The following is a 9708-nucleotide window of genomic DNA, read 5'->3' on the forward strand; positions in this document are numbered from 1 at the left end:
GGTCTGGGACCTGGCCCACATCGGCAACTACGCGGAGATCTGGCTGCTGCGGGCGCTGAGCGACGCCACGGAGCTGCGGCCCGGGCTTGATCACATCTACGACGCGTTCCGGCACAACCGGGCCAGTCGGACGGCGCTGCCCCTGCTCGGCCCGGTGGAGGCCCGCGGCTATCTGCGGGACGTCCGCGGCCGGGCGCTGGATGTCCTCACGGCCACGGACCCCGGCCTCCTGGCCGCGGCCGCGGCCGCGACGGCCCCACACCGGACCAGGCTGCTGTCCGGTTCCTTCGTGTACGGCATGGTCATCCAGCACGAGCACCAGCACGACGAGACGATGCTGGCGACGTTGCAGCTGCGCGAGGGACCACCCGTCCTGGCGGAGACGNCTGCCCCGCGGGCCGGTGGNGGGGTGCGGGACGACACCGCGGAGGTTCTCGTCCCGGCCGGCGAGTTCACGATGGGGACGTCCACCGAGCCGTGGGCCTACGACAACGAGCGGCCCGCGCACACGGTCACGCTGCCCGCCTTCCACATCGGCCGGTACCCGGTCACCAACCGGGCGCACATGGAGTTCATCGCCGACGGTGGCTATGACGACGAGCGGCTCTGGTCGGCCGCGGGCTGGGAGTGGCGCCAGCGGGAGAACCTCACCGCCCCGCTGTTCTGGTCCCGGGACGGGAACACCTGGACCCGGCGGCGGTTCGGGCAGGTCGAACCCGTCCCGCCGGACGAGCCGGTGCAGCACGTCTGCTGGTACGAGGCCGAGGCGCACGCCCGCTGGGCCGGGCGGCGGCTGCCGACCGAGGCCGAGTGGGAGAAGGCCTGCGCGCATGATCCCGTCACCGGGCGTTCACGCCGGTACCCATGGGGCGACACCGACCCGACGCCGGACCTTGCGAACCTTGGGCACGAGCAGGCCAGGCCGGCCGCGGTCGGCAGCCGGCCGGCCGGCGCGAGCCCCTGCGGAGCCGAACAGATGATCGGGGACGTGTGGGAGTGGACCGCGAGCGAATTCACTCCTTATCCCGGTTTCGCCTCCTTCCCGTACCGGGAGTACAGCGAGGTCTTCTATCCTCGAGACGGCGCCGAGGCCCGCTTCCGGGTGCTGCGCGGAGGGTCGTGGGCGACCCACCCCTGCGCCGTCCGATCGACCTTCCGCAACTGGGACTACCCGATCCGCCGGCAGATCTTCGCCGGGTTCCGGCTCGCCCGCGACGCCGGCACGCCCTGACCGGCCCGCGAACAGTTCCCGCGGCCCGCCCCGGCGGAGTACAGAAAGCGGAGTACAGAAAGGGGCCCACGCCCGTGTGCCGTCACCTGGCCTGGCTCGGGGCCCCGCGCACGCTGGCGGCGCTCACCCTCGACCCGCCCTTCGGCCTGCTGCGCCAGTCGTGGGCACCGCGGCGCATGCGGTACGGGACCGTCAACGCCGACGGTTTCGGAGTCGGCTGGTACGCCCCGGGCCTGCGCCCGCAGCCGGCGCGCTACCGGCGGGCGGTACCGATGTGGACGGACGCGTCCTATGCCTCGTTCGCCGGGGCGGTGAGCTCGGGGTGCGTCCTGGCCGCGGTGCGCAGCGCGACCGTCGGCATGCCGGTGGAGGAGACCGCGACCGCGCCGTTCACCCACGACACCCTGCTGATGAGCCACAACGGCCGGGTGCACGCCGCGGCGGCGCGGGATGAGCTGCGGGCCCGCCCCGGCGCCCCGGAACCGGAGTCGCGCTGCGACTCCGCCGCCGTCGCCGCGCTGCTCTGGGAGCGGGCGTCCCGGCTGCCACTGCCGACCGCCGTGGCGGACGTCGTCCGCACCCTGGGCGGGCTCACCGAGCCGGACGGCACACCCGCCCGGCTCAACCTGCTCGTCACGGACGGCACCCAGATCGTGGCGACGACCTGGCGGGACACCCTCAGTTACCGCGAGACCNCGGCCGGCGTCCTCGTCACAAGTGAGCCTGATGATGACGAGTCGGGCTGGGTCGACGTACCCGACCAACATCTCCNGGNGGCCGACACACGCAAAGTCACTCTTAGTAGTTTGATCNCTTAGAACGGCTACGGTGAGTCGCACGAGGTNGACGGAGGACCCCACGATGACATCCAGGACACCGGCCACCGCCCGGGAGACACTCGGGTCCACCTTCGCCGGCACACCAGACAGCAGCGGTGCCCACAGCGGCCTGCCGCACGACGATCCGCCCGGCGAGCCGCCNTCGCCGGCCGGAACGGGGAGAATGCTCACCGTCGACCGCCACCTCACCGCGGCCGAGCGGCACGCCTCGCTCGCCGCCGACGTGCGCGCCGGACTCACCGCACGACCGCGTGAGCTGCCGCCCAAGTGGTTCTACGACGCCACCGGCGGCCTGCTCTTCGACCGCATCACCCGACTGCCCGAGTACTACCCGACCCGGCGCGAGCACGCGGTGCTCACCGCACACGCCGCCGAGATCGCCGCCGCCTGCCCGGCGACGACCCTGATCGAGCTCGGCTCCGGCACGTCGGAGAAGACCCACCTGCTGCTGGACGCCTTGCGCGCCGGCGGGACATTGCTCCAGTTCGTTCCCTTCGACGTGGACGAGGAGACCCTCCTGCGGGCGGGCGAGGAGATCCTGCGCACCTATCCCGGCATCACCGTCCACGCCGTGGTCGGCGACTTCGAGCGCCACCTGAGCCTGCTCCCCGGGGCCACCGGCGGCGATCAGCGCCGGCTCGTGGCGTTCCTCGGTGGGACGATCGGCAACCTGCGGCCCGACGCCCGCGCCGCGTTCCTGCGCACACTGCGTGACCAGTTCCAGGACNGTGACGCCCTACTGCTCGGCGCCGACCTGGTCAAGGACACGGGGCGCCTGGTCGCGGCCTACGACGACAGTGCCGGCGTGACGGCCGCGTTCAACCGCAACGTGCTCTCCGTGATCAACCGCGAGCTGGGGGCCGATTTCGACCTCCGCGGCTTCGCGCACGTGGCGGCCTGGGACGCCGACAACTCCTGGATCGAGATGAGGCTGCGCAGCGTCCGCCCGCAGGAGGTCCGCGTGCCCGCCCTCGACCTCGTCGCCCGCTTCGACGAGGACGAGCAGATGCGCACCGAGATCAGCGCCAAGTTCACCCTCGACGGCCTCCGGGCCGAACTCGCGGCGGCCGGCCTCGCCGCGAGCCGCCAGTGGACGGACCCGGACGGCGACTTCTCACTGACGCTGGCCGTACCGGCCTGACCCCCGCCGCGGCCCCGGCGCCTGCCCCGGCCCCGGCCCCGGCACGGGCGTCACGGTCGCGCGGAGAAGACCCGCAGATAGTCGACGATCATCCGCTGTGGGTAGTCCGCCGCGGTGGCCTGCTCGCCCAGCCGGTTGACCGCGACGTTCAGGATCACGTAGTTCTCCCTGTCCCACAGCCAGACGGGCACCTGATCGCGGGTGACGGTCCGGATCAGCCTGCCGTCGAAGTAGAACCGCAGCATGGCGGATGTCCACTCCAGGCCGTAGGTGTGGAATCCGGCGGCGAGGTCAACCTGGGCGTCGTACATCCCGCCGTGGCCCCAGGTCGCCTGCCAGTGGGCGCCCGCCGCATCCACACCGTGGACATTCGTGTGCACGGTGGTGGGCGCGGTGGACACGGCCTCGACCACGTCCAGCTCGCCACTCGCCGGCCAGCCGACCGTCGGCATGTCGGCGCCGAGCATCCACACCGCCGGGAAGGCGCCCTTGCCCGTCGGCAGCACGGCCCGCACTTCCAGATAGCCGTAGCGCATGGTGCGCTTCCCGAGCGTCTCGATCCGCCCGGACGAGTAGCTCGCGCCCCCGCAGGACGGCTCACGCAGGGCGGAGATCACGAGGTTGCCGCGTCCGTCGGTCGACAGGTTCCGCGGATCGGTGGTGTAGCACTGCATCTCGCGGTCGCCNCNGCCGTAGCCGGTCTGGGCGCTCCAGACGCGCGGGTNGGGCGCGGCCCCGGCTGCCCCGTCGAACTCGTCGGACCACAGCAGAGACACCTCGTCGCCTCCCGTTCCGCTCTGGGTCCCCGTTCCGGCCTGGGTTCTTGTTCCGCTCTGGGTGGTCGCTGTGCCCTGGGTGGCTGTGCCCTGGGTCGTCGGGCCGGCGGATGGCGTGCGGACCGGTGTCGGGAGGGAACCCCCGGCGAGTCCCCCGGCCGCCCCCGGCGACACGCCGCTCCGGCCGGCGCTCGACCCCTGCGCGGCCCCCGCCCCCCGGCCGGTGCGTGTTCCCTGGCTGGGCGACGCCTGGCTGGGCGACGCCTGGTCGGCCGACGTCCCGGAGGAGGTGTCCCCGGCCGGCGGCGAGGCCGAACCCGGTTCCGCGGAACCGCTGCCGCGGCGGCTCGGCGAGCCGCCGGTGCGGGTGCCGTCCGCGCGGTCGCCGTCGCCGGTGCCGTCCACGGCGCCGGGCGAGGACGTGCTCCCGGGTTCGTTCGGCGGGCCGAGGTCGATCGGCGCCGCGCCCAGGCGGGCCGGGCCATCCCCGGAGCGGGGGCGCCCGGCCCCGTCGACGCCGACCAGAAAGCCAAGCGCGACCCCCGCGGCCATCAGGACGGCAGCCGCCGCGGCCAGCGGCCGCGCCGAGCGCTCCCGACCACGCTGGCGGCGTGACAGCACCTCCTGGCGCCCCGCCGACCGTTGCGAGCGCATCGGCAGGGCCGCGCGGGGACGCGATGGCGGCTGCTGGGTGGTGCTCCGGTGACGAGCCATGGTGCGGCGGGGTCTCCTGAGGTCGCGCGCCCGACCNCGACAACAACCACCACATCACATCCGGGTCAAACAGTGATCAGATGGTCACCCGAGGTTGTTTCGGACGATTTGCCCTCACCATGACATACATCCCGTGATCGATATACAGACGTCCTGTGATCAACCTGTGATGAGTCGGACGTCACGGGCCGCGCCGGTCGACGCCGAGGTCGCCATCGCCGCGTATGCGCGCAGCGCTGCGGACACGACACGCTCCCGGTTCGCCGGGCGGTAGCCGCCGCCGGCCTCGATCTCCGCCNGGCGCGCGGCGAGCTCGTCCTCCGGCACCAGCAGCTCAAGCCGCCGGGTCGGGATGTCGATCTCGATCATGTCGCCGTCGCGGACCAGCGCGATCGGGCCGCCGTGCGCCGCCTCGGGGGAGACATGGCCGATCGACAGGCCCGAGCGGCCGCCGGAGAACCGGCCATCGGTGATCAGGGCGCACTTCGGCCCGAGGCCCCGGCCCTTGAGGAACGCCGTCGGATAGAGCATCTCCTGCATGCCGGGACCGCCGCGCGGGCCCTCGTACCGGACGATGATCACATCCCCGGCCTTGACGACCTTGTTCAGGATCGCGTCGACGGCGGCCTCCTGGCTCTCGACGACCACGGCGGGGCCACGGAAGGTCCACTGGCTCTCGTCGACTCCGGCGGTCTTCACCACCGCGCCGTCCGGCGCCAGATTCCCGCGGAGCACAGCGAGACCACCATCGGCGGAGTAGGCGTGCTCGACCGAGCGGATGCAGCCGTTCTCCGCGTCGGTGTCCAGGCGGTCCCAGCGGTTCGTCGAGCTGAACGGCTCGATCGTGCGCACCCCGCCCGGGGCCGCGTGGAACAGCTCGATCGCGTCCGGGGACGGGTCCGCGCCGCGCACGTCCCAGCGGTCGAGGAACTCGCGCAGGCTCGCCGAGTGCACGCTGTGCACGCCACGGTCGAGCAGCCCGCCCCGGTCGAGCTCACCGAGGATCGCCGGGATCCCGCCGGCCCGGTGGACGTCCTCCATGTAGTAGCTGGTGGAGCTCGGCGCCACCTTGCACAGGCAGGCCACCGACCGGGAGATCTGGTCGATGTCGTCGAGGGTCACGTCCACACCGGCCTCGACGGCCGCGGCGAGCAGGTGCAGCACAGTGTTCGTGGAACCGCCCATGGCGACGTCCACCGCGAAGGCGTTGCGGAACGCCGCCGCGGTCGCGATCGAACGCGGCAGGACGGCCTCGTCGTCCTTCTCGTAGTACCGGCGGGCCAGGTCGACGACGACCCGGCCGGCCTCGACGAACAGGCCGCGGCGCGCGGCGGACGTCGCGAGCGCCGACCCGTTGCCCGGCAGCGCCAGGCCGAGCGCCTCCGTGAGGCAGTTCATCGAGTTGGCGGTGAACATTCCGGAGCAGGAGCCGCAGGTCGGGCAGGCGGAGCGCTCGATCGTGTCGAGCTGCTCGTCGCTGACGGCGGGGTTCACCGCGGCGGTCATCGCGTCGATCAGGTCCAGCCTGGAGTGGGCCACCCCGCCGTTGATCACCGCCTGCCCGGACTCCATCGCCCCGCCCGAGACGAAGACGGTGGGGATGTTCAGCCGCAGCGCGGCGATCAACATGCCCGGGGTGATCTTGTCGCAGTTGGAGATGCAGACGAGCGCGTCGGCGCAGTGCGCGTTGACCATGTACTCGACGCTGTCCGCGATGATCTCCCGGGACGGCAGCGAATACAGCATGCCGCCGTGGCCCATCGCTATCCCGTCGTCCACGGCGATCGTGTTGAACTCCTTGGCCACACCGCCCGACCCGGCCACCGCGTCCGCGACGATCGTCCCGAGGTCACGCAGGTGCACGTGGCCCGGGACGAACTGGGTGAAGCTGTTGGCGATCGCGACGATCGGCTTGCCGAAGTCGTCGTCGGTCATGCCGGTGGCCCGCCACAGGGCGCGGGCGCCGGCCATGTTGCGGCCGTGGGTGGTGGTGCGGGAACGCAGAGCGGGCATCTTGACCTCTGGGCTGGGCTTGCGGGGCACGGAACACTGGGCGGTGCGCTTGGAGACGCCGGGCCTGGCTCCGGGTGGGTGGGCACCGGGCCGACGGTCCGCACGACGGCCGCCGACGCCGAGGTTCGGCGAGCCGGCCGATGGCACGCGAGGCGCGCCCCGATCCGGAGGTCGCCACCGTTCAGGCTACCGGCTCGCCGGCGCCGGCACGTCCGGCGGGTCGGCGCCGCGGCCGGGTCGGCGGGAGCCGGCCCTTACCGTTCAGGGGTCCAGCCGCCGGCGGGACCCGCGGTCGGATCATCCGGTTCCGCGGGGTCGGCGGGATTCGGCGGAGCGGCGGGATTCGGCGGAGCGGCGGGATTCGGCGGAGCGGCGGGGTTCGACGGATCGGTGGCGAGGAACTCCAGCCAGGTCGGGTCGATGTCCGGTTGCTCCTCGCTGGCCCGGGCCACCGCGTCCGGGGCGGGATGTTCCCCGGCTGGGCCGCCACCGGCTACCGGGTTCCCGGCGGCGGGGTTCCCGGCGGCGGGGCCAGCCGATTCCCGGGTGGGCACGTCATCCCGGATGGGCCCGTCTCCGTCCGGTGCGCGGCTCGGCGGGGGGTTTCCGACCGGCGGGTCCGCCGGCCGCTCGGGCCAGCCGCGGCCGCTCTCGCCTGCGGTGGGCGGGATGAACCCGGGCACGCCAGGGGGTCCGTCCGGGGGTGGTGCGGCGAACGGGTAGCCGGCACGGCGGCCGGCACCGGGCGGCGTCGGGGTTGCGCCGGGCAGACCCGGTGTCCAGCCCGGTCCGCCGGGCTGGACACCGGGCGGGATGAAGGGCTGGCCACGGTGGTCCGGCCCGGGCTGCCCGGGCTGCCCCACGGACCGCGGTTGCGGCGACTGCGGCTGCTGGACCGGGTAGCCCGGCTGGACCGGGTAGCCCGGCTGCGCCGGATAGCCCGGCTGGACCGGATAGCCCGGCTGGCCGCCGTGTCCCGGGTATCCGGGATGGAGCCGCGAACCCGGCTGGGGACCCGTCCGGCGGTTGAAGCGCGCNACTGTCCTCCCCCCGCGCCGGCTCCGCCACCACCTGCGGAGCAGTACGACGAGCACCAGCGAGGCGGCGGTGCCGAGGAAGGGCGCGGCGTCCCGGTCCTCGTGCCGGGCCAACTGGTAGACGCTGAGCACGCCGATGAAGACGTAGCCGGTCACGAAGAAGACGATCGGCCGCAGCGTTCTGCGCTCGACCACCCTACGAAGCAGGACGGCGACGAAAAGCCACACCAGGAAGCCGAAGAAGACGGCGGTCAGCGGCGCGAAGACGAGGTACTCGGCGAAGGTGGCCATCGGGTGGCGGGCGGCCGCGAAGACGCTATGCCGACGGGCCCGGCGTGGCCGGCCCCGGGCGGTCCGCGATCGCCACGACGTGCTCGACCGACGGATCCGCGGCGAAGAACGGGGACAGCGCCGCCCGCCACCGGGTGAAGCGCTCCGAGCCGCGGAAGGTCTCGGTGTGCGCCTCGAGGCTGTCCCAGTCGACCAACAGCACGAACCGGGACGGCGACTCGATGCCCCGGGTCATCCGGACCGACCGGCATCCCGGCGTGGTCACCAGCTCATGGCGGACAAGCCGGTAGGCATCCGCGAACTCGTCCTCGCTACCAGGCCGGACCTCGAATCTCGCGACCTCGACCACCNCGGAGTCGCGCGGGGGAACACCGGAAACGCTCATGGCGTCCAGTCTGTCACCGCAGCCCCGGGACTTCAGTCCGGTGGCGCACTCCTGGCCCGTGCCCACGGGCGACACACCACCAGTCGGCCATGCTCCGCGGGGTGACGCGCCGCGGCCACTAGTTGGCCATGTCGACGAAGCGGGGACGAAGCGGGAGTTGTGCCCCCGCGAACTCGTCCTCGCTACCAGGCCGGACCTCGAATCTCGCGACCTCGACCACCCCGGAGTCGCGCGGGGGAACACCGGAAACGCTCATGGCGTCCAGTCTGTCACCGCAGCCCCGGGACTTCAGTCCGGTGGCGCACTCCTGGCCCGTGCCCACGGGCGACACACCACCAGTCGGCCATGCTCCGCGGGGTGACGCGCCGCGGCCACTAGTTGGCCATGTCGACGAAGCGGGAGTAGTGCCCCTGGAAGGCGACGGTGACGGTGCCGGTCGGGCCGTTACGGTGCTTCGCGATGATCAGGTCGGCCTCGCCGGCCCGCGCGGACTCCTTCTCCACCGTGTCCTCGCGGTACAGCAGGATGACCGCGTCGGCGTCNTGTTCGAGGCTGCCGGACTCGCGCAGGTCGGAGACCTGGGGCCGTTTGTCGGCCCGCTGCTCGGAGGCCCGGTTGAGCTGCGAGATCGCCACCACCGGAACCTCCAGCTCCTTCGCCAGCAGCTTCAGCGACCGGGAGATCTCGCTGACCTCCTGCTGGCGGCTCTCCACCTTCTTCGGCGACGACATCAGCTGCAGGTAGTCGAGGATGACCAGGCGCAGGTCGTTGCGCTGCTTGAGGCGCCGCGCCTTCGCCCGGATCTCCATCATGGTCAGATGCGGGCTGTCGTCGATGTACAGCGGCGCCTCGGCGACCTCACCCATGCGGCGGGCGAGCCGCCCCCAGTCGTCATCGGTCAGGCGGCCGGTGCGGATGTTCTGCAGCGAGACCCTGGCCTCCGCGGAGAGCAGCCGCATGGTGATCTCCATGCGGCTCATCTCCAGCGAGAAGATGACCGAGGTCATGCCGTTCTTGATGGACGCGGCGCGGGCGAAGTCCAGGCCCAGAGTGGACTTGCCGACGGCGGGCCGGGCCGCGACGATCCACAGCTGGCCGCCGTGCAGGCCGTTGGTCAGCTCGTCGAGATCGGTGAAGCCGGTCGGGACACCGGTGAGCGCCCCTTCATGGCCNTGGATGGCCTCGATCTCCTCCAGCGCGGGGTTGAGCAGCTCACCGAGCGGGGTGTAGTCGTCGTTGGAGTTCCGCTCGGTCACCTCGTAGACGGCGGCCTGGGCCCGG

Annotated in this window: 8 protein-coding genes and 7 pseudogenes; 6 read left to right on the plus strand and 9 right to left on the minus strand. The window is 72.7% G+C overall.

Annotated features, from left to right (window positions below; all coding sequences use genetic code 11):
- The 6 genes and pseudogenes from UG55_RS44725 to UG55_RS44745 form a co-directional block, all read left to right on the plus strand.
- The coding region (locus UG55_RS44725; protein ID WP_242425153.1) for a DinB family protein at nucleotides 1–385 on the plus strand (385 nt) is incomplete at both ends.
- Nucleotides 386–406: 21 nt separating this feature from the next.
- Nucleotides 407–1231 (plus strand): annotated as a pseudogene (locus UG55_RS26475) (SUMF1/EgtB/PvdO family nonheme iron enzyme); the annotation flags it as partial.
- Between the two features lie 74 nt (nucleotides 1232–1305).
- Nucleotides 1306–1926: ergothioneine biosynthesis protein EgtC (gene egtC, locus UG55_RS26480; protein ID WP_242425154.1), on the plus strand; the 621-nt coding region annotated here is incomplete at its 3' end.
- A gap of 1 nt (nucleotide 1927) precedes the next feature.
- Nucleotides 1928–2002 (plus strand): annotated as a pseudogene (locus UG55_RS44735) (class II glutamine amidotransferase); the annotation flags it as partial.
- Between the two features lie 210 nt (nucleotides 2003–2212).
- Nucleotides 2213–2797 (plus strand): annotated as a pseudogene (locus tag UG55_RS44740) (L-histidine N(alpha)-methyltransferase); the annotation flags it as partial.
- 1 nt (nucleotide 2798) lies between these two features.
- Nucleotides 2799–3211: pseudogene (locus tag UG55_RS44745) on the plus strand (L-histidine N(alpha)-methyltransferase); the annotation flags it as partial.
- Nucleotides 3212–3261: 50 nt separating this feature from the next.
- Here the strand turns inward: UG55_RS44745 and UG55_RS26490 are convergent.
- The 9 genes and pseudogenes from UG55_RS26490 to UG55_RS44760 form a co-directional block, all read right to left on the minus strand.
- The coding region (locus UG55_RS26490; RefSeq protein ID WP_242425155.1) for a glycoside hydrolase family 16 protein at nucleotides 3262–3897 on the minus strand (636 nt) is incomplete at its 5' end.
- Between the two features lie 963 nt (nucleotides 3898–4860).
- Nucleotides 4861–4999: hypothetical protein (locus UG55_RS44750; RefSeq protein WP_242424764.1), on the minus strand; the 139-nt coding region annotated here is incomplete at its 5' end.
- Nucleotide 5000: 1 nt separating this feature from the next.
- Nucleotides 5001–6714, minus strand: a pseudogene (gene ilvD, locus UG55_RS26495) (dihydroxy-acid dehydratase); the annotation flags it as partial.
- Nucleotides 6715–6968: 254 nt separating this feature from the next.
- Complete coding sequence (locus tag UG55_RS30555; RefSeq protein ID WP_206779445.1) at nucleotides 6969–7268, minus strand: hypothetical protein; 300 nt, start codon at nucleotides 7266–7268, stop codon at nucleotides 6969–6971.
- A 799-nt stretch (nucleotides 7269–8067) separates the two neighbouring features.
- Nucleotides 8068–8392 (minus strand): antibiotic biosynthesis monooxygenase (locus UG55_RS26505; protein ID WP_242425156.1); only part of this gene is annotated, 325 nt, incomplete at its 5' end.
- Between the two features lie 153 nt (nucleotides 8393–8545).
- Entirely contained in the window at nucleotides 8546–8683 is a 138-nt protein-coding gene (locus UG55_RS28990) for a hypothetical protein (RefSeq protein WP_242425157.1), read from the minus strand.
- 118 nt (nucleotides 8684–8801) lie between these two features.
- A partial coding sequence (locus tag UG55_RS44755; RefSeq protein WP_304440460.1) for a DnaB-like helicase C-terminal domain-containing protein occupies nucleotides 8802–8969 on the minus strand: 168 nt, incomplete at its 5' end.
- Nucleotide 8970: 1 nt separating this feature from the next.
- Nucleotides 8971–9599 (minus strand): annotated as a pseudogene (locus UG55_RS26515) (replicative DNA helicase); the annotation flags it as partial.
- Nucleotide 9600: 1 nt separating this feature from the next.
- Nucleotides 9601–9708, minus strand: a pseudogene (locus UG55_RS44760) (hypothetical protein); the annotation flags it as partial.

Origin of the sequence: Frankia sp. EI5c (genome assembly GCF_001636565.1) — a bacterium.
In the GTDB taxonomy this organism is placed as follows: Bacteria; Actinomycetota; Actinomycetes; order Frankiales; family Frankiaceae; genus Parafrankia.